Annotated in this window: 15 protein-coding genes; 11 read left to right on the top strand and 4 right to left on the bottom strand. The window is 63.4% G+C overall.

Annotated features, from left to right (window positions below; translation table 11 throughout):
- Positions 1-32: 32 nt before the first annotated feature.
- Complete coding sequence (locus EL2594_RS14995) at positions 33-188, bottom strand: YdcH family protein (protein WP_011413069.1); 156 nt, start codon at positions 186-188, stop codon at positions 33-35.
- 183 nt (positions 189-371) lie between these two features.
- Between EL2594_RS14995 and EL2594_RS00510 the strand changes: the two genes are divergently transcribed.
- Both EL2594_RS00510 and EL2594_RS00505 read left to right on the top strand, forming a co-directional pair.
- Positions 372-569, top strand: coding sequence for a YdcH family protein (locus EL2594_RS00510; RefSeq protein ID WP_011413068.1), 198 nt, complete (start codon positions 372-374; stop codon positions 567-569).
- Positions 570-680: 111 nt separating this feature from the next.
- Positions 681-1151 carry a DUF1465 family protein gene (locus EL2594_RS00505; RefSeq protein WP_011413067.1) on the top strand — a complete coding sequence of 157 codons (471 nt, stop codon included), beginning with the start codon at positions 681-683 and terminating at the stop codon, positions 1149-1151.
- Here EL2594_RS00505 and glpK read toward each other — a convergent pair.
- A complete protein-coding gene (gene glpK / locus EL2594_RS00500; protein ID WP_233994293.1) occupies positions 1148-2653 on the bottom strand; it encodes a glycerol kinase GlpK in 1506 nt (501 codons plus the stop codon). The genes EL2594_RS00505 and glpK overlap by 4 nt on opposite strands.
- A 29-nt stretch (positions 2654-2682) precedes the next feature.
- Here glpK and EL2594_RS00495 point away from each other — a divergent pair, with 29 nt between their 5' ends.
- The 6 genes from EL2594_RS00495 to EL2594_RS00470 all read left to right on the top strand — a co-directional run bounded on the left by EL2594_RS00495 (position 2683) and on the right by EL2594_RS00470 (position 12015).
- Entirely contained in the window at positions 2683-3555 is an 873-nt protein-coding gene (locus tag EL2594_RS00495; protein ID WP_011413065.1) for an MBL fold metallo-hydrolase, read from the top strand.
- Positions 3540-4223: a DUF4230 domain-containing protein gene (locus EL2594_RS00490; protein WP_011413064.1), complete on the top strand. Its 684-nt coding sequence runs from the start codon at positions 3540-3542 to the stop codon at positions 4221-4223. The genes EL2594_RS00495 and EL2594_RS00490 overlap by 16 nt, the downstream gene beginning before the upstream one ends.
- Before the next feature lie 157 nt (positions 4224-4380).
- A complete protein-coding gene (locus tag EL2594_RS00485; protein WP_011413063.1) occupies positions 4381-6087 on the top strand; it encodes a BCCT family transporter in 1707 nt (568 codons plus the stop codon).
- Positions 6088-6492: 405 nt separating this feature from the next.
- On the top strand, positions 6493-9150 hold the full coding sequence (locus EL2594_RS00480) for a TonB-dependent receptor (protein WP_011413062.1): 2658 nt from the start codon (positions 6493-6495) through the stop codon (positions 9148-9150).
- Positions 9151-9232: 82 nt separating this feature from the next.
- On the top strand, positions 9233-11206 hold the full coding sequence (locus EL2594_RS00475) for a tetratricopeptide repeat-containing sulfotransferase family protein (protein ID WP_011413061.1): 1974 nt from the start codon (positions 9233-9235) through the stop codon (positions 11204-11206).
- Positions 11207-11247: 41 nt separating this feature from the next.
- Positions 11248-12015 carry a hypothetical protein gene (locus EL2594_RS00470; protein WP_011413060.1) on the top strand — a complete coding sequence of 256 codons (768 nt, stop codon included), beginning with the start codon at positions 11248-11250 and terminating at the stop codon, positions 12013-12015.
- A gap of 6 nt (positions 12016-12021) precedes the next feature.
- On the opposite strand, the gene EL2594_RS00465 is transcribed toward EL2594_RS00470, so the two are convergent.
- Positions 12022-13641, bottom strand: a complete 1620-nt coding sequence (locus EL2594_RS00465) for a class I adenylate-forming enzyme family protein (RefSeq protein WP_011413059.1) — start codon at positions 13639-13641, stop codon at positions 12022-12024.
- A gap of 115 nt (positions 13642-13756) precedes the next feature.
- Between EL2594_RS00465 and nadA the strand changes: the two genes are divergently transcribed.
- Entirely contained in the window at positions 13757-14785 is a 1029-nt protein-coding gene (gene nadA, locus EL2594_RS00460) for a quinolinate synthase NadA (RefSeq protein WP_011413058.1), read from the top strand.
- 261 nt (positions 14786-15046) lie between these two features.
- On the top strand, positions 15047-16372 hold the full coding sequence (locus EL2594_RS00455) for a DUF2254 domain-containing protein (protein ID WP_011413057.1): 1326 nt from the start codon (positions 15047-15049) through the stop codon (positions 16370-16372).
- Here EL2594_RS00455 and EL2594_RS00450 read toward each other — a convergent pair.
- Positions 16339-17292 carry a DMT family transporter gene (locus EL2594_RS00450; protein WP_011413056.1) on the bottom strand — a complete coding sequence of 318 codons (954 nt, stop codon included), beginning with the start codon at positions 17290-17292 and terminating at the stop codon, positions 16339-16341. The two genes, EL2594_RS00455 and EL2594_RS00450, sit on opposite strands and share 34 nt — an antisense overlap.
- A 58-nt stretch (positions 17293-17350) precedes the next feature.
- On the opposite strand from EL2594_RS00450, the gene EL2594_RS00445 reads away from it, so the two are divergent.
- Positions 17351-18460: an alkene reductase gene (locus EL2594_RS00445; RefSeq protein WP_011413055.1), complete on the top strand. Its 1110-nt coding sequence runs from the start codon at positions 17351-17353 to the stop codon at positions 18458-18460.
- Positions 18461-18462: the final 2 nt, after the last annotated feature.

Genomic DNA, 18462 nt, shown 5'->3' with positions numbered 1-18462 from the left:
AATTTACAAGGGCCCGCGAGCGGGCGGAGGGATCAGCCCGCAGCGATCTCCTCCTTCAACCTGAGCTTTTGCTTCTTGAGGTGCTGGATCTTCGCCATGTCGGGTGCCGGTCGGTTCATTTCCTCGTGCAGGCGGGCCTCGAGACCGGCGTGTTTGGATTGAAGGGCGTCGACATGTGCAGATGCCATAGGGCATTCCTCCTTGGTTTAGTGCGACCAACAGGAGCGACTCGCCCGCGCGGGCGAACCGCGTATCCATATACAACCACATCACACGAAGATTGCGAAGACCTTGTTTACACCTTGGCGGCTGGTAAGACCTTTTACAGCGACGAAGCGCGGCGCGGCCGCCTGCCAAGGACCTGAACCAGCGTGACCGAAGCGGAACTGCGCAAGAGACTGGAGCACCTGCGGGTCGAACATCGCGATATGGATGCAGCGATCAGCGCCCTGACCGATGCAGGCAGTACCGACCAGTTGCAGATCGCTCGCCTGAAAAAGCGCAAGCTGTCACTGCGCGACCAGATCAGCGCGATCGAGGACCAGCTGATCCCGGACATCATCGCTTAACCCTCGTGCAAAAAACCGTCCCGTGGCGGGACAGATGCGTGCTCTCCTAGGGACACTATGGTTGCCGCCCTTCCCGCGCCGCCCTCGCAGGAGTAGCGCCAAATCAGGGTGATGGAAGAAACTGCCGATCTTTCCGCGACGATCGTCGAGGAGCTTTACTGCGAAGCGCTAGTGCTGGCAGACGATGTCCGTGCGGCTTTCGACCTGTCGACCCCGCGCGAGTGCAATTCCCACGACACCTTGCGCATCGCGCTGTCGAGCGAAGGTCTCAAGACGACGACGCGGGTGATGCATACCTTGGCGTGGCTGCTCAATCGCAGGGCTTTCTTCCGGGGCGAGATGAGCGAATACCAACTGCAGCGGCACGGCAAGCTGCCGCCCGATCGCGCGCCCGACCCGGTCATGCTCGACCAGCTCGAATTGCCGACCCAGCTGCTCATCGCGGAAACGCGCACGATGCACGCGCGGGTCGCGCGCCTCGACCGGGCCTGGCGCGAGCGGTTCGAATTTCCCGCAAGCCCGATCGACGAGTTGCAGGAACGCCTGACTCGCGCGATCCGGCAAATGTCGGAAAGCGCCTAGGACGCAGCCAGCGCCTTGCGCCAGCGCGCGAGACGCTCTTCCCGTATTGCGGCGTCCATCGCCGGATCGAAGCTCGTGACCCTGCCGCGCATGTGCTTGGCTGCGTCCTCGAGAGAAGGGTGCAGCCCTGCTCCGACCGCCGCGCTCATCGCCGCGCCCAGTGCAGTGGTCTCCACAAAGTCCGGGCGCTCCACGGTCAGGTCGAGCATGTCGGCGAGGTCCTGCGCCATCCAGTCGTTGGCGCTCATCCCGCCGTCGATCTTGAGTCCGGTCCATTCCGCGCCGTCGGCGGCGAAGGCCTGCGCCAGATCGTAGGTCTGGTGCGCCATCGCTTCCAGCGCTGCGCGGGCGATCTGCGCCTTGCCGCTGGAAAAACTCAACCCGGCGATCACCCCGCGCGCCTCGGCCCGCCAATGCGGCGCGCCAAGGCCCGAGAGCGCGGGCACGATCACGACTTCGCCGCTGTCGGGAATGGCGCGCGCCAGCGCTTCGGTTTCCGCCGCGCTGGAGATCAGGCCCAGCTGGTCGCGCAGCCACTGGACGAGACTGCCGGCGACGAAGACCGATCCTTCGATCGCGTAGGTCCGCTCTCCGCCTTGCTGATACAGCACCGTGCCGAGCAGGCGGTTGTCCGAGCGCGGCAACTCGCTGCCCTTGTTGGCGAGTACGAAGGCACCGGTGCCGTAGGTCGCCTTGGTATTGCCGACCGACAGGCAGCCTTGCCCCAGCGTCGCCGATTGCTGGTCGCCGACCATGCCGGTGATCGGGATCGCGCGGCCCAGCCAGTCTGGCTTTGCCTCAGCCAAGCGCCCCTGCGTATCGACCACTTCGGGCAGCGCCCTTCGCGGCACGCCGAGCAGGTCGCACAATCCTTCGTCGAATTGCGCCCCGTCGAGCGCGAGCAGTTGCGTGCGGCTGGCATTGCTGGCGTCCGAGACATGCGCCCCGCCGCTCAGTTTCGCGACCAGCCAGCTTTCGATTGTGCCGAGCGCCAGTGTGCCCTTGCGCGCCGCCTGCTTCACGCGCTCGTCGTGGTCGAGCAGCCAGCGCATTTTGGTGCCCGAGAAATAGGGGTCGAGCAGTAGGCCGGTCCTTTTCTGGATCTCGGCCTCGTGCCCCGCCGCGCGCAACTCTTCGCAGAAATCGGCCGTCCGCCGATCCTGCCACACGATCGCGCGGGTCAGCGGCTCAAGCGTCTGGGCGTCCCACGCCACCACCGTTTCGCGCTGGTTGGTGATGCCGATGCAGGCGATCCGATCCGCGCCGACCCTTTCCACTACTGCCCGCGCGCACGCCAGCGTCCGCTCCCATATCTCGCCAGCATCGTGCTCGACCCAGCCGGGCCTGGGATAATGCTGGGTTAGTTCCTTCTGCGAAACGCCGTGCAGCGAGCCGTCGAGCCCGAACAGCATGGCGCGGGTAGATGTGGTGCCTTCATCGAAGACGAGGATCAGGTCGGACAAGCGCATCTCTCCACGTGCAAATTGCTTGTGGCGTGACATGGGCCAGCTTCCATCCCATATGCAAGGGCATGGCCGATATCCCTCCCAAGCCGTGGCCGACCGGCAAGGTCGAGCGTCCCGAGCCGCTGGTGGCGCGGATCCTCGCGCCCAACCCCTCGCCCTATACTTTCACCGGCACGCAGACTTACATCGTCGGCACCGAAGGCGAGGTGGCGGTGATCGACCCGGGGCCCAACGAGCCCGAGCATATCGACGCGATCATCCAGGCAATCGGCGACGACACGGTCGTTGCGATCATGTGCACACATACGCACCGCGACCACTCGCCCGCCGCCGCGCCGCTGGCCGAAAAAACCGGCGCGCCCATCGTCGGCTGCGCGCCGCTGGTCATCGAGACCGACCTGCCGCGCGCCGACGAATCCTTCGACACCACCTATGCCCCCGACCGCGTGCTGGAGGATGGCGAGGCCATGACCGGGCGCGGCTGGACCCTGCGTGCCGTGCATACCCCGGGCCATACCTCGAACCACCTGTGCTTCGCGCTCGAAGAAAGCGGAGCTTTGTTCACCGGCGATCACGTGATGGGCTGGTCCACCAGCGTAGTGATCCCGCCCGATGGCGATATGGGCGACTACATGGCCAGCCTCGACAAGCTCTATAACCGCGAGGACCGGGTCTATTATTCCGCCCACGGGGCACCGATCGAAAAGCCGCGCCAGCTGGTGCGCGGGATGATCGGCCATCGCAGGCAACGCGAAAACCAGATCCTGCGCCACCTGGGCGAAAAGCCTTTGCGCCTGCCCGATTTCGTCCCGCTGATGTACAAGGGGCTGGACCCGCGCCTGAACAAGGCTGCGCAGATGAGCGTGCAGGCGCATCTGATCGATCTGGAACGCCGCGGGCGCGTCACGCATTCTGAGGACCTATGGCAGACAATCTGAAAAACGCCGAGAGCAGCGCCGACACGCTGGTCCCCGAACCCGAACGGCAGAAGCCCTTGGCGCGCGTGCAGGCCGTGCCATGGATGATCGTGATCCTGCTGATCGCTGCGGTGGCTTGGCTGGGATGGAAGGCATTCGGGCCGGACGAACTGGGCGATCCCATCGGCACCAGCCTGGTCGCCTTCGAGGAGCAGAACGCTTTGACCGTCTTCAGCGCCGAATTCGCGCCGGTCGTTTCCAGCGAAGACAGCCGCTTTTTCGGAACGATCAACACGCGGCAGGTGGCGGTAATCCCGACCAGGGTGAGCTATTCGGTCGACCTCTCTCAGGTCGACCGCTCGCGGCTTGACTGGAACGAGCAGGACGAGACCCTGACCGTGCAGCTTCCGCAGATCAGTGTCGGTAAGCCCAATCTCGACGAAGCGCGCGCGCAATACCTGCGCGAAGGCATCTGGATCAGCCGCGAAGCGCAGGACAAGTTGACCCGCGACAATACCCAGCTCGCCGAACGCGAAGCGCGCAAGCAGGCTGCCAATCCGATCCTGCTGAATCTCGCCCGCGATGCTGCCCGGCAGGCAGTCACGCAGAATCTTGCCATCCCGCTCGAAGTGGCCGGTTATGGCGATGTGGAAGTCGTGGTCCGCTTCGATGGCGAAGCGGGCGGATAGACCCCCGCCCATCGGCGGGGTTGCCCTGTCCCGGCAATTGCTGCTCTAAGGCATAACACACGAAAGCCCGGTTTGCATGAATGCGTTGGCCGGAAACTGGGTGATGCCTGTTGCCTCGATCCCCGGCGGCGTGCGCGCCTGACGACGAGGACCTTGAGTGACTTCCGACACCGATACCGCCGTTTCGCAACCTGCGATCGACCCGCCACTGTGCGAGCTTCCCGTGGCGACGGCCGAGCGGGGTTTCTACACCGGCTTCAGCACCCACGTGGCCATCCCGGCCAAGATTGTCGTCAGCGTGCTGATTGCCTGGGCAATCTTCTTCCCCACCCATGCAAGCGACACGCTGGCCATCGCCAACCAGACGATCATCCGCCAGTTCGCCTTCTGGTATGTCTATCTCGTCGCGTTCCTGGTGGTGGTCTGCCTCGTGCTGGCGCTGGTGCCGCAATCGGGCAGCCTCAGGATCGGCGCGCCGGGCGAAAAGCCGGAATTTTCCCGCTTCTCGTGGTTCTCCATGCTGTTCGGAGCCGGGATCGGTATCGGCATGTTGACCTATTCCACCGGTGAGCCGCTGGCGCATTTCCAGAACAATCCCGACATTATTCGCGGTCTGGTCGAACCGGCATCCGCTGCCGCCGTCCCGTCGGCTTACGAATATACCTTTCTGCACTGGGGCCTGTCTGCCTGGGCGACCTATGCCTTGGTCGGGCTCGCGGTCGGCTATGTCGCGTACCGCCGCAACCTGCCGCTGACGATCCGGTCCAGCCTCGCGCCTATCTTCGGGTTGCGGCTGTCGGGCAATTCGGGTCACCTGGTCGACATCGTCGCGGTGGTCGCCACGATCCTCGGCGTGTCGGTGACCATGGGTCTCGGCGTCGAGCAATTCGTTGCCGGGCTGTATCGGCTCGGGTTCGGCGAGTGGTTGATCAAGGAGGGCGGTACGGCATCGGACTGGGCCATCGTGCTGGCGCTGGTCCTGCTCGTCGGCGCATCGACAATCTCGGCGCTGTCCGGTGTCGGTCGCGGGATCAAATGGCTGTCCAATCTCAACATGGGCCTGTCGTTCCTGCTGCTTGCGGTGTTCCTCGTCTTCGGTGCCGGGCTCTATGGGTTGCAATTGCTCGGCGAGGGTCTTGTCGACCATGTGGCGCGGCTGCCCGAGCGAATGCTGGCGTTGTGGACTGCCGACGGCACCGAGACCGGCAATGCGCTGGCGCAATGGCAGCTCGACTGGTCGGTGTTCTACTGGGCGTGGTGGATCGCATTCGCGCCCTTCGTCGGGATGTTCATCGCCCGCATTTCGCGCGGGCGCACAGTGCGCGAATACGTGCTCGGCGTGATCCTCGTTCCCTCGCTGATGTGTTTCCTCTGGATGGCGCTGGCGGGCGGGACCGCGATCCAGCTGGAACTCGACGGAACGGCGCAAGGCGCGATCCTGTCGGCAGGGATCTCGGACCAGATCTATGCCACCATCACCGCGTTGATGAGCCCGGGCGTCGCTTACCTCCTCTCCGGCCTGATCGTGATCCTGCTGATGACCTATCTCATCACATCGGCCGACAGCGCGATCCTGATCGTCAACACGATCAACGGCGCGGGCGAAAACGACGGCAGCCGCAATCGCCACATCCTGTTCTGGGGCGCGGCGCTGGCACTGGTGGTCGGCAGCATGCTGATCCTCGGAGGGATCGATGCCATCCGCATCACCATGATCATCGGCGCGCTGCCTTTCTCGGTTGTCGTAGCGCTTATGGCGATCTCGATCGTCAAGGCAATCGTGTACGATGTCATCCGCAAGCGGCACGGCGTCCAGACCCACTGCGAGGATATCCTGGCCGAAGCCGCAGCAAGAGCCGAGTGAAGGCTATCCATCGGAAACTTGACGTTACATGACAATGACTTGCGATGTTACTAGAATCGCCACTTGGCGTTTTTAAGTAAAAAAAGCTGACAATTTGATTTACTTCATCGCTATATCCGATCGCAAACTACAATATTTTACGATTTCTCGGACATGCGTCTGAAAAGCAAGTCAGTTTCAATTCTAAAAGCCGGACGAAAGTCCGTGTTGCGTCATTGTCACATTGGGAAACCCATCCGGGAAAACGGCCTCCTGCCGGTGGAAGTGCCCGGTTCGGCTTGTTAGCGGCACGCCAGTTCGCGCGAGATCTCTTTTTGCGCACACGCATTTCGCGTGGATCGCGCGCGAAATCTCTTAATCCGGTGCGGCGGCACCTATCAAAAACCGACCCAAGGGGATCACATCATGAATACTCTTCGCAGCAGCGCCTCGCTGGGCGTGCTGGCGGCGGCTATCGCATCGCCCGCGATGGCGCAGGACCAACAGGCCCAGGCACCGGCCCAGCCCCAGCAGCAGGCGCGCCAGGGCGGCGTCGGCACCATCGTCGTCACCGCGACCAAGCGCAGCGAAGACCTGCAGGACGTCGCGATCTCGGTGAATGCGATCGGCGAGGAAGCGCTCGACGAGCTCGGCATCTCGACCTTCGACGATTACCTCGTGCAGCTGCCCAACGTAACTGCGGGCGGCTCCGGCCCGGGCCAGAGCACCATCTACGTGCGCGGTCTCGCTTCTACGACACCGAACCTCACCACTGCCGGCGTGGCGGGCCTTGCGCCCAACGTCTCGCTCTATCTCGACGAGCAGCCGCTGGCGCAGCCGGGCCGCAACCTCGACGTCTATGCCGCCGACCTTGAGCGCATCGAAGTCCTCGCCGGGCCGCAGGGCACGCTGTTCGGCGCCAGTTCGCAGGCGGGCGTGGTGCGCCTCATCACCAACAAGCCGAGCCTCGCCGGCTTCGATGCCGGTTTCGACCTGGAGACCAGCTTCACCAAGGGCGGCGAGACATCCTACAAGGGCGAGGCGATGGTCAACGTCCCGGTGACCAACAGCCTTGCGCTGCGCGGCGTGCTCTATCTCGACGATCGCGGCGGATATATCGACAATGTGCAGGGCACCCGCACGCTGCGCGAGAGCGCGCGCTTCCGCCCGGCCGGCACCATCCGCGACAACGGCGTTCCCGTGAACGCCCTGCGCGGCGGCTTCCAGGCCGGTGCCAACCTCGGCAATGTCACCTTCCTGCCGACCGATAATGCCGGTCTCGTCGAGGAAGACTTCAACGACACGCAATATTCCGGTTTCCGCGTCTCGGCGCTCTACGAATTCACGCCCGACTGGCGCCTGACCGTCAGCCACGGTCGCCAGAGCATCGAAAGCGACGGCGTGTTCTTCGCCGATCCGGCGCTCGACCTCGACGACCTGGAAATCCAGCGCTTCGAGGAAGACCGCATCGAAGACGATTACAGCAACACCAGCTGGACCGTCGAAGGCCGCCTCGCGATGCTCGATGTCGTCTACACCGGTGCCTACACCGACCGCGAGACCGAGCAGCGGGTCGATTACACCGACTATCTCTTCGTCGGCCAGTACTTGCCCTATTATATCTGCGACGGCTCGGTGACCTATCCGGGCGCCGCCGATCCCAGCGGTACCTGCCAGCCACCCAACCTCTATGTCGCGTCGGTTACCGATACGACGGTCTTCACGCAGGAACTGCGCTTCAACACGCCCCAGGAAAATCGCTGGCGGGTGACCGCGGGCGGGTTCTATTCCGACCTCGAGCTGAAGGAACGCAACGACTTCGCCTATCCGGGCAACGTGATCGCGCAGCCCTTCGGCCCGTTCAAGCCGAACTTCCCGCAGGACGGTTTCACTACCGACCCGGGACCGTTCCCGGCCGACACGATTTTCCGCAACGACATCCGCCGGACCGACAAGCAGTGGGGCATCTTCGGGGAACTCAGCTTCGACATCGTTCCCGATGTGCTGACCATCACCGGCGGTGCGCGCTATTACGATATCGAAGTGGATTTCGAAGGGTCTGCCAACGGCTCGTTCTGTAACTCGTTCAGCGCAACCGACCAGGACGCTTTCGGCACCGATCTCAACGACCTGTACGATGGCGACGGGCAGTTCACCTTCATTGGCAGCTGTGACCCGGCACTGCGACAGACTTTCACGCAGGGCCAGTCGATCGCCGATATCCAGGCCGCCGGCCTGAGCCTCGGTCAGGCGACGCAGGTATTCAATGCGTTGCAGGCGCCGGATGTCGCCAAGGCCACCGGCACGATCTTCAAGGGTACCTTGACCTTCACGCCCAATGAGGACCTGCTCTTCTACGCGACCTATTCGGAAGGCTTCCGTCCCGGTCTCCTCAATCGTCCGGGCGGCGCGACCAACGGCGCGGGCTTCACCGTCCCGTTCGAGCTCGAAACCGACGAAGTGAAGAACTACGAAATCGGTTGGAAGATGGACCTGATCGACGGTCAGCTACGCCTCAACGGCTCGGCCTTCTATGTCGACATCAGCCGCCTGCAGACGACGATCTTCGATCCCAGCATCACCAACCTGTTCTTCTCGGACAACGCGGCCGATGCGGAGATCAAGGGGATCGAGGGCGAGTTCACCATCGCGCCCTATTCGGTCCCGGGTCTGACGGTTGCAGGTGCCTTCAGCATTCTCGATACCGAAATCACCGACGTCTTGACCCCGACCACCGACGTGGTCGTGGGCGACGAGCTGGCTTACGCGCCAAGCTTCCAGGGCAATCTGCGGGTGCGCTACGAATGGGAAGCAGGCGACCTGCGCTTCCATCTGCAGCCGCAGCTGGTCCACTCGGGCTCCAAGTTCACCGATATCATCACGATCAATCGGCTTGAGCTCGACAGCTACACCACCTTCGCCATGTCGGCCGGGGTGGCGAAGGACAACTGGTCGGTCGAGGTGTTCGGCGAGAATCTGAGCGATACCCGCGCGCAGATCGCCGGCAATTTCATCAACGACCGGGCGCGGATCACCACCAACCGTCCGCTGACTGCGGGCATCCGGTTCAGCTGGGACTACTGATCCCGGCCTGACGGCACGCGAAGCGGCGGGCGGCTGACAAGGCTTGCCCGCCGCTTTGCTTTTGCGGCATGGCGACGCGGACATGGGCGAGCGCGACGACACTCTCAAACAGGCGCAGACGGCGCTGCAAGCGGGCGATTTCGCGCGCGGGCTGGCGCTGGCCGAACAAGTGTTGAGCGATGCGCCGGACGACAGCGATGCGCTCTATATGGCGGCTGTCGCGCAGCGTTTTCTCAAGCAATTCGACGATGCTCGCGCTACGATGCTGCGACTGCACGCCGCGTCGCCCGAATTCGGTCGGGCGTGGCAGGAGGCCGGGCACCTTGCGCGCAATGCAGGCGACAGCGATGCCGCGATCGCCGCCTATGCTCGCGCCGTCCAATTCAACCCCGCGCTCGAAGCCAGCTGGTCGGCACAGGCCAAGCTCCTGCGCGTCGCGGACCGCGCTGCCGAAGCGCAGGCGGCCGAAGCGCAAGCGCATCGCCTGGTCAAATTGCCGCGCGAAGTGTTGGCGGTGATGCATCACCTGCACGAGGGTCGCCTGTTGCGCGCGGAAGAGATCTGCCGCGCCTATCTGCGCAAACACCCACGCGACGTCGAGGGCATGCGCCTGCTCGCGCAGATCGGGATCAAGCTGGGCATTCTCGACGATGCGGAATTCCTGCTGGAAAGCGCGGTCACCTTCGAGCCAGACAATATCCAGCTCCGCCTCGACTACATGGATGCTTTGCGCCGCCGCCAGAAGTTCGAGCAATCGCGCACGCAAGCCGAAGCGCTGCACAAGCGCGATCCGGACAATCCGCTGTTCCAATCGCACCTCGCCATCGAGAGCATGCAGACCGGTGACTACGATCGCGCCTTCGACCTATTCGATAAAGTGCTGGTTAGGTTGCCCGACGATCCCGCCACGCTGACCAGTCGCGGCCACGCGCTCAAGACAACCGGGCGCAGCGGGGATGCCGTTGCCAGCTACCGCGCCGCTTTGGCTGCCAAGCCCGATCACGGCGATGCCTATTACGCGCTCGCCAACCTCAAGACCTACAGCTTTTCCGACGAGGAAATGCGCGCGATGCGCGCGCAAATCGATCAGACTAACCTAGCTTTCATGGACCGTGTCCATCTGTGCTTTGCGCTGGGGAAAGCACATGAGGATCGCGAGGAATACGAGGCGAGCTTCGCGTTCTACGAGGAGGGCAATGCGCTGAAACGCGCGCAGACCCGCTATAGCGCCGATGCCATGTCCGAGGAACTGGCGCGGCAGAAACAGGCGTGCACGCCGGAGCTTTTCGCCAAGCATGAAGGCGCAGGCGACCCTTCGCCAGATCCCATCTTCATTCTCGGCCTGCCCCGCGCGGGATCGACGCTGCTCGAACAGATCCTCGCCAGTCACAGCCAGGTCGACGGCACGCTGGAGCTGCCCAACATCCTCGCGCTCGCGCATCGCCTGCGCGGGCGTAAGGCCGGTCAGTCGCGCTATCCGGGCATCGTCCACGAACTCGATGCCGAGCAGCTCGCTGCATGCGGCGCCGATTTCATCGAAAACACGCGCATTCATCGGCAGGGCGCGCCATTCTTCATCGACAAGATGCCCAATAATTTTCGTCACATCGGGCTGATCCACCTCATCCTGCCCAATGCAAAGATCATCGATGCGCGGCGTGATCCGATGGATTGCTGCTTCTCCGGCTTCAAACAGCTGTTCGCGGAAGGGCAGGAGTTCACCTACGGCCTCACCGAAGTCGGTCGCTATTACAGCGACTATGTCGACCTGATGACGCATTGGGACGAGGTGCTGCCGGGCAAGGTGTTGCGCGTGCAGCACGAGGATGTGCTCGACGATCTCGAAGGTCAGACCCGGCGCATGCTGGATTACCTCGGCCTGCCGTTCGAACACGCCTGCCTGGACTTCCACCAGACCGACCGCGCGGTGCGCACCGCCTCGTCCGAACAGGTGCGCCAACCTATCAATCGCAAGGGCCAGGGCGCATGGAAGCCCTTCGAGCCTTGGTTGGGCGATCTCAAAGCCGCACTCGGCCCGCTTGACCCGACCCGCTAGGCCGCCATAACCTGCCCCCCGGGTCGCTAGGGAGGGGATATATGGCGACCACCGCAGCCGGGGCAGGCATTGCGCAACGCGAAGCGCGATTTTTCTTCATCATGGCGTGCCTGATGGCAGCGACGACCGTCGGCGGGTTCGGCCTGATGGCCGCGATGGGGGTCTCGAGCTTTGCGGTGCCATGGCTGTATCATGTCCATGCCGGAGTCTTTCTGAGCTGGACCGCGCTCTATGTCGCGCAGAACACGCTGATCTTTCGGGGCAATATCGCGCTGCACCGGCGGATGGGGAAGCTCGCCGCGCTGCTGATTCCCGTGATGGTCGTGCTGGCGATCTGGCTGACTTTCACCACGTTGCGCATGCTAGGCGGACCGCCCTTTTTCGCGCAGGCCGAGTTTCTCGTCGTCAATATCTTCCACATTCTCGCCTTCGCGGCGTTGGCCGGCTGGGCGCTGGCGCGGCGGCGCGAGACCGACTGGCATCGCCGCCTGATGTTCGGCGCCATGGCGACCGTCGGCGCGCCGGGTCTCGCCCGCTTGCTGCCGCTGCCGCTCACGATCCCCTACACCTTCGCGGTGGTCTTTCTCGCAGCGATGATCTTCCCGGTGGTCGGCATGATTTTCGACAAGCGCGCGCACGGGCGGGTTCACCCCGCCTGGTGGTGGACACTGGCCGTACCGATAGTGGCGCTTGTAGTGGGAGAGATCGGTGCCAACACCGATGCCGCGGTCCAGTTTACCGCCGAATGGGTCGCGGGCACGCCCGGCGGCGAACGGCCGGCCGAGGCTTTCCTGCCGCCGGGGTTTTGATCACCGCTACGCCGCCTGCGCGGCAAATTCGCCTTTCTCGAAGGCTTCGGCCAGCGCGAACTTCTGGATCTTGCCTGAGCCTGTGAGCGGGAATTCCGTGACCCAGATCCAGTGCGCCGGGGTCTTCTGGGGCGAGAGCCGCTCGCGCACGAAGGTCTTGAGATCGTCGTCGCCGGGGCGCTCATGCCCCTCGGCCAGCCGCATGAAGCAGGCGACGATTTCGCCCCATTTCTCGTCCGCTACGCCTGCGACAGCGACCTCGGCAATCGCGGGGTGTTCGATCATGGCAGCTTCGATTTCGGCGGGGAACAGGTTCTCGCCGCCGCGGATGATCATTTCCTTCACGCGGCCCGTGATCCTGACATAACCGCGCGCGCTCATCCTGCCCAAATCGCCGGTGTGGAGCCAGCCATCTTCGTCGATGGTCTCGGCGGTCGCTTGCGGATTGTCGTTATAGCCGACCATCTGGTTGAACCCGCGCATGCAGATCTCGCCCTGCTCGTCCACCGCGCAGACCGAGCGCGTGGCAGGATCGAGTATGGCGACTTCCATATGGCTGCAGGGCTGGCCGATGGTTTCGACCAGTTCCGCGCCGGTATCGGTGGGCCAGGCCGCAGTGATCGCGGGCGACGTCTCTGTCTGGCCGTAAACGATCAGGATCGGCACACCGAAGGAAGCCTGCGCCGCGCGGTTGAGTTCGGGCGGAACCATGGCCCCGCCGCTCAGCACGGTGCTGACGCTGAAGACATCGGTTCCGGTCGCCTTTGCCGCCTCGAGGATGGCGTAGAGCATGGTTGCAACCCCGCCGAGCACGTCGGGCTTCTCGCGCTCGATCGCTTTGGCCACGGCGACCGGATCGAACAGCGAGACCAGCAGCAGGCACGCGCCTTGCGACAGGCAGCCGAGCACGTTCACGGCGCTGCCAGCGGTGTGGAAGAGCGGGAAGGGACACATCACCAGTTTGCCCTCGGTGATGTTCCAGCGCCGGAACAGGTCCTGGTTGGACTGGATCAATCCATGCTGGTGGAGCAGCACGCCCTTGGGGAAGCCTGTCGTGCCGGATGTGTATTGGATCATGCAGATATCGCGCGGCTCGGTGGCGCGCAGTTCGCCATCGTTTTCGCCCGCGAAGAGATCTCCGTGGTCTTCGATATCGATGACATAATCCGAAGCAGCGAGGCCAGCCGCTGCCTCGTCGACAACGGGACGCAATGCCGATCCGCGCACGTTGGGCTGGTAATAGACCGCACCTGCGCCCGACTGTTCGAGCACGTATCGCACCTCGCGAGGAAGGAAGCTGGGATTGACGGTGACCAGCACCAGCCCGGCCATCGCGGCGCCCAACTGGATCAGCACCCATTCCGGGCAATTGCCGCCCATGATCGCGATCCGCGTGCCCGCCGGATGGCGCGAGGCGAGCGCGCGCCCGGCCCGCTCGGCATCGACCAGCAGCTCGGCATAGGTCCATTGCCGCCCGGCGTTACCGTCGGCGAGCAATTCGCGCAGCGCGAGGGCATCGGGCCGCTCGGCTGCCTGCGCGCGCAGCACGTCTTCGATGGTGCGTTCTTCGTAGGGTGTGTCCGCCTGCGCCGGGCAATAGGCTTCGCTCAGGTCCAGCTCGTACATGATGCTTTCTCCCCTCCCCGGCGGGATAGCAAAGCTTTGTCCAAAATGCTCGCAAAAGCGGCGCAAATCCCTATATCGACCGCAGATTGAGAGCTGCGACAAGGGGCCGCCCACCATGACCGCTGAAACCAAGCTGCCCACCGGCACAGACCTGATCGCCGAGATCGATCGCCTGCGCAAAGAGCGCAATGCCGTGATCCTCGCGCATTATTACCAGACGCCCGATATTCAGGACCTGGCCGATTACGTGGGGGATTCGCTGCAGCTTTCGCAGATGGCGGCGGAGACCGATGCCGATGTTATCGCCTTCTGCGGCGTGAAGTTCATGGCCGACACGGCGAAAATCTTGTCGCCGGAGAAAACCGTGGTGCTGCCCGACATGGACGCGGGCTGCAGCCTCGAGGACTCCTGCCCGCCGGAGAAGTTCAAGGCTTTCCGCGAGGCGCACCCCGATCACATCGCGCTCACCTACATCAACTGCAGCACGGAAGTGAAAGCGCTCTCTGACGTCATCGTCACCAGCTCCAGCGCAGAGACGATCCTGCAGCAGATCCCGAAGGACCAGAAGATCATCTTCGGGCCGGACCGGCACCTCGGCGGCTACCTCTCCCGCAAGTTCGACCGCGAAATGCTGCTGTGGCCGGGCGTTTGCATCGTGCATGAAGCCTTCAGCGAAACCGAACTTCTCAAGCTCAAGCAGCAGCACCCCGACGCGCCGATTGCCGCACACCCGGAATGCCCGCCGACGATTATCGACCACGCCGATTACGTCGGCTCGACCAGCGGCATCCTCAAATTCGCCAAGGAATTCGAAGGCGACACGCTGATCGTCGCGACCGAGCCGCATATTATCCACCAGATGGAAAAGGCGCTGCCGGAGAAAAACTTTATCGGCGCACCGGGCGCGGACGGAAATTGCAGCTGCAATATCTGCCCCTATATGGCGCTCAACACGCTGGAGAAGCTCTACGTGGCGCTGCGCGATCTCGAACCGCGGATCGAGATCGAGGAAGAACTGCGCCTGAAAGCGAAGAAGAGCCTGGATCGCATGCTGGAAATGGCCAGCGATTCCGTCGGCAAAGGCGATATCGGCGAAGTCGAGATCGAGGATATCCCCGAAGAGGACATCCCGAGCGGCGACTGAGGGTACAGGGTTCTCTGGCTAGCCGCTCGCCCGGTGAGCGCCAGACGGATTAAGGTGAATCGTGCCATCTGTCTGCACCATCCCGGTGATATCGAATTGATCGCCGCGCGCTGCTGCCCCGCTTTTCGCAAAAGCACACGGCATCGCTCCGCCATGATAAAAATGGAAGGCGTCAGACGCCTCCTTTGAGTCCCCGCCTGATAATCGGCAACTCTTTCCCCCTTTACGCGTTCTACCCCTACGCAAGGGGAGAATGCCCGCATGTGGGCTCGCTTCAGGGCCGCATGGCAGGCGGTCAATGCCAGTTACTGGTTCTATCCAGGGCTTTTCGCGCTCGGCGCGATTCTGCTCGCTTTCCTGACCATCTATCTGGATCGGAACGGCTGGGCCGAGCGGCTCGGCGAACTGGCCTGGATCCAGCCCGCGCGGCCCGAAGGGGCTTCCAACATGCTCACGGTCATCGCCGGTTCGATGATTGGCGTCGCCTCGACGGTGTTTTCCATCACCATCGCCGCGGTGGCCTATGCCAGCGGCAATTACGGCCCACGGCTGCTGACGAATTTCATGGAGGATCGCGGCAACCAGTTCAGCCTCGCGACCTTCATCGGCACCTTCGTCTACGCGCTGACAGTGCTTCGGGCGGTGCGGACAGGGGAGGAAACGAGCCTGCTGGACGTAAACAATGTCAACGAGATGGCAGGCTTCGTACCACAACTGTCGCTGCTGACCGCCTATATCCTGATGGCGATCTCTATTGCCGTGCTGGTATTCTTCCTCAACCACATTCCCGCGTCGATCCGCATCAATTCGGTGCTGAAAGGTATCGGCGAGCGCTTGATTGCCGACATTCAGCGCCTCTTTCCCGAGACCTCTACCGGCGAAGTCGAGATGGCGGCACCGCGCGGTCGGTCGGTCGCGGCGAAGGGAGTAGGCTACGTCCAGCGAATCGATTTCAAGCGACTCGAGCGCATTGCCAAGGCGGCCGGCGGGCATATCAAGCTCGGCGTGCGCACCGGAGACTTCGTCCATCCCGACGTACCGCTGGCCTATTGGGCCGACGATGACGAACTCGACGACCTGCGCGACGATGAAATCCAGCAGTGCTTTACATTCGGCGGAATGCGCACACCGGCGCAAGACCTGCATTTCCTGATCGACGAACTGGTCGAAATCGGCCTGCGTGCCCTGTCGCCGGGGATCAACGATCCCTTCACGGCAATCACGTCGATCCACTGGCTGGGCGCAGCCACTGCCGAATTGGCGCATCGCGACCTGGTGCGGACCTTCAACGAAGACGAGGATGCAGACGCCGACCGGCTGATTCTTCTAGACGACGATTTCGCCCATTTCGTCGGCCGTGGTTTCGGGGCGATGCGCTCGGCGCTCGCGACCTCGCCAACCGCGGCACGAGTGGCCTTCGATTGTCTGGCCAACGCCGCCACGACGCTCAACGATGCGAGCAGGTTGCGCGTGTTGCGGGTCGAAGGCGAGCAATTGATGCGGCAGGCGCGAGAGAACCTGGCCGGGCCCGACCTCGAAATGATCGAAGCGCGCTATGCCGGTTTCGAGGAAATTATGGCCGGTTGAGATCGCTGGGTCGCACGCGCCACCACCAGCGCGCTGCCGAGCAAGACCATGCCGATAATGTCGAGGCCGCCGAGCACTTCGCCGAAGACGCCGAAACCATAGAGCGCCGCGACCGCGGGCTGGGTCAGCAGCGCTAGGCCGATGATGAGCGGCGGAAAATGGCGCAGCGAGAAGACCAGCAATCCCTGCCCGACCAATTGGCTGAGAAAGGACAGCGCCACCAGCGGCCCCCACCCGCCGCCCTGCGTACCCGGCCAGATCGGCTCGCCATTGAGCGCCGCCAGCGCCAGCAGTACCGGGCAAGCGAAGATGCCCACCCATACAAGCAGGCTCCACGCACCGATCGTGCCGCGGGCGTTTTGCAAGGTAAGCAGATATACCGCGTAGAACATGCCCGCGTCGAGGCAGAACAGGTCGCCCATCAGCGTCGCCACGGATATATCCAGGCTCCGCCCCATCAGGATAGCCGCCCCGCCCAGCGCGAAGACGATGGCGAGCCATTCAAGCCCGCGCGGCAGGGTACGGCTGATGATGAAGCCCCAGAACAGCAGCACGATGCTGCCCGAATTGCCGAACAGTGTCGCATTGCCGAGCCGGGTGCGTTCGATCCCGATGTGCCAGCTGGACAAGTCCATCGCGAACGCAACCGAACCGAGTGCGACCAGCAGCAGCGTCTTGGTGGGTATGCCGCCGAGCTTCTGTCCGGTCGCCCGCGCCAATATAGCAAGGAACGGCAGCGCCAGCGCCAGCCGCCAGAAAGCCGCGCTGACCGGTCCGCTGTCCGCCAGCCGTACGCTCCACGGTCCGAGCGCCAGCGCGACATTGCCTGCCAGCAACGCCGTCAGCAGCAACCATTGCGGCGCAGAGGATGAACCGTCCGCTTTGTCCCCTGACACTTTTTCGACGGTTGCACCCTCCATGCCGGTGCATTAGCCGCACTTCACGAAATCGAAAAAGAATTTGCGGAGAGATGCGAGAATGCACGACAGCCTGTTCCAGCCGCTGACCATGGGCGCCCTTGAGACGAAGAACCGGATTTTCATGGCTCCGCTGACCCGCGGCCGCGCCGCCGAGCCGATGTTCGTGCCGAACGAAATGATGGCGACCTATTACCGCCAGCGCGCGGGGGCCGGCATGATTTTGACAGAGGCGACCGGTATCAGCCGCGAAGGCCTCGGCTGGCCTTCCGCACCCGGTATCTGGAGCGACGAACAGGCAGAGGCGTGGAAGCCAACCACCGATGCCGTCCACGAAGAAGGGGGGCTGATCGTCTTGCAGCTTTGGCACATGGGACGGATTGTCCACCCTTACTTCCTCGACGGGGAACCACCCGTCTCCGCCAGCGCCACCAAGGCTCCCGGCGAAGCGCATACGCCGGTCGGCAAACAGGAATATGCCACAGCGCGCGCAATGACGCCGGAGGATATCCAACGTACTATCGGCGACTATCGCAACGCAGCCGAGAAAGCGAAGCAGGCCGGGTTCGACGGCGTGCAACTGCATGGTGCCAATGGCTATCTGATCGACCAGTTCCTGCGCGACGGAACCAATCTGCGGACCGACGAATATGGCGGTCCGCCCGAAAACCGCACCCGCTTCATGCGCGAAGTATTGGAAGCACTGATCGATGTCTGGGGTGCCGACAGGGTCGGCATCCGCCTGTCGCCCAACGGCGAAACGCAGGGCTGCGACGACAGCGATCCGGCGACAGCATTCGGCGCGGCGGCCAAGGTTTGCGAAGACCTCGGCCTCGCCTTCGTCGAGTTGCGCGAGCCTGGGCCGGAAGGAACCTTCGGCCAGACCGATGTGCCGAAACAGAGCCCGCTGATCCGGTCGCTCTATTCGGGCGCGCTGATCCTCAATTCCGATTACACGGCGGAAGAGGCCGAAGCCGATGTCTCCAGCGGGAAATGCGACGCGGTCAGCTTCGGTCGACCCTATATTTCCAACCCCGATCTCGAGAGGCGCATCGCGGCGGGCGCGCATACGAACCCGAACAAGGATGTGCCCAAAAGCTGGTACTTCCCGATCCCCGAGGGTTACATCGATTATCCCACTTTGGAAGAGGAGCAGGCGCAGGTCGCCTAGCG

It is taken from the genome of Erythrobacter litoralis HTCC2594 (assembly GCF_000013005.1).
In the GTDB taxonomy this organism is placed as follows: domain Bacteria; phylum Pseudomonadota; class Alphaproteobacteria; order Sphingomonadales; family Sphingomonadaceae; genus Parerythrobacter; species Parerythrobacter litoralis_A.
The sequence above is the reverse complement of the archived record's forward strand: the minus strand, read 5'-3'. Positions and strand labels throughout refer to the sequence as shown.

What these genes read in the sequence shown, in the direction of transcription:
- EL2594_RS14995 (WP_011413069.1), bottom strand. Translation starts at nt 188, where the DNA reads ATGGCATCTGCACATGTCGACGCCCTTCAATCCAAACACGCCGGTCTC.
- EL2594_RS00505 (WP_011413067.1), top strand. Translation starts at nt 681, where the DNA reads ATGGAAGAAACTGCCGATCTTTCCGCGACGATCGTCGAGGAGCTTTAC.
- glpK (WP_233994293.1), bottom strand. Translation starts at nt 2,653, where the DNA reads ATGTCACGCCACAAGCAATTTGCACGTGGAGAGATGCGCTTGTCCGAC.
- EL2594_RS00495 (WP_011413065.1), top strand. Translation starts at nt 2,683, where the DNA reads ATGGCCGATATCCCTCCCAAGCCGTGGCCGACCGGCAAGGTCGAGCGT.
- EL2594_RS00490 (WP_011413064.1), top strand. Translation starts at nt 3,540, where the DNA reads ATGGCAGACAATCTGAAAAACGCCGAGAGCAGCGCCGACACGCTGGTC.
- EL2594_RS00480 (WP_011413062.1), top strand. Translation starts at nt 6,493, where the DNA reads ATGAATACTCTTCGCAGCAGCGCCTCGCTGGGCGTGCTGGCGGCGGCT.
- EL2594_RS00475 (WP_011413061.1), top strand. Translation starts at nt 9,233, where the DNA reads ATGGGCGAGCGCGACGACACTCTCAAACAGGCGCAGACGGCGCTGCAA.
- EL2594_RS00470 (WP_011413060.1), top strand. Translation starts at nt 11,248, where the DNA reads ATGGCGACCACCGCAGCCGGGGCAGGCATTGCGCAACGCGAAGCGCGA.
- EL2594_RS00465 (WP_011413059.1), bottom strand. Translation starts at nt 13,641, where the DNA reads ATGTACGAGCTGGACCTGAGCGAAGCCTATTGCCCGGCGCAGGCGGAC.
- nadA (WP_011413058.1), top strand. Translation starts at nt 13,757, where the DNA reads ATGACCGCTGAAACCAAGCTGCCCACCGGCACAGACCTGATCGCCGAG.
- EL2594_RS00455 (WP_011413057.1), top strand. Translation starts at nt 15,047, where the DNA reads ATGTGGGCTCGCTTCAGGGCCGCATGGCAGGCGGTCAATGCCAGTTAC.
- EL2594_RS00450 (WP_011413056.1), bottom strand. Translation starts at nt 17,292, where the DNA reads ATGGAGGGTGCAACCGTCGAAAAAGTGTCAGGGGACAAAGCGGACGGT.
- EL2594_RS00445 (WP_011413055.1), top strand. Translation starts at nt 17,351, where the DNA reads ATGCACGACAGCCTGTTCCAGCCGCTGACCATGGGCGCCCTTGAGACG.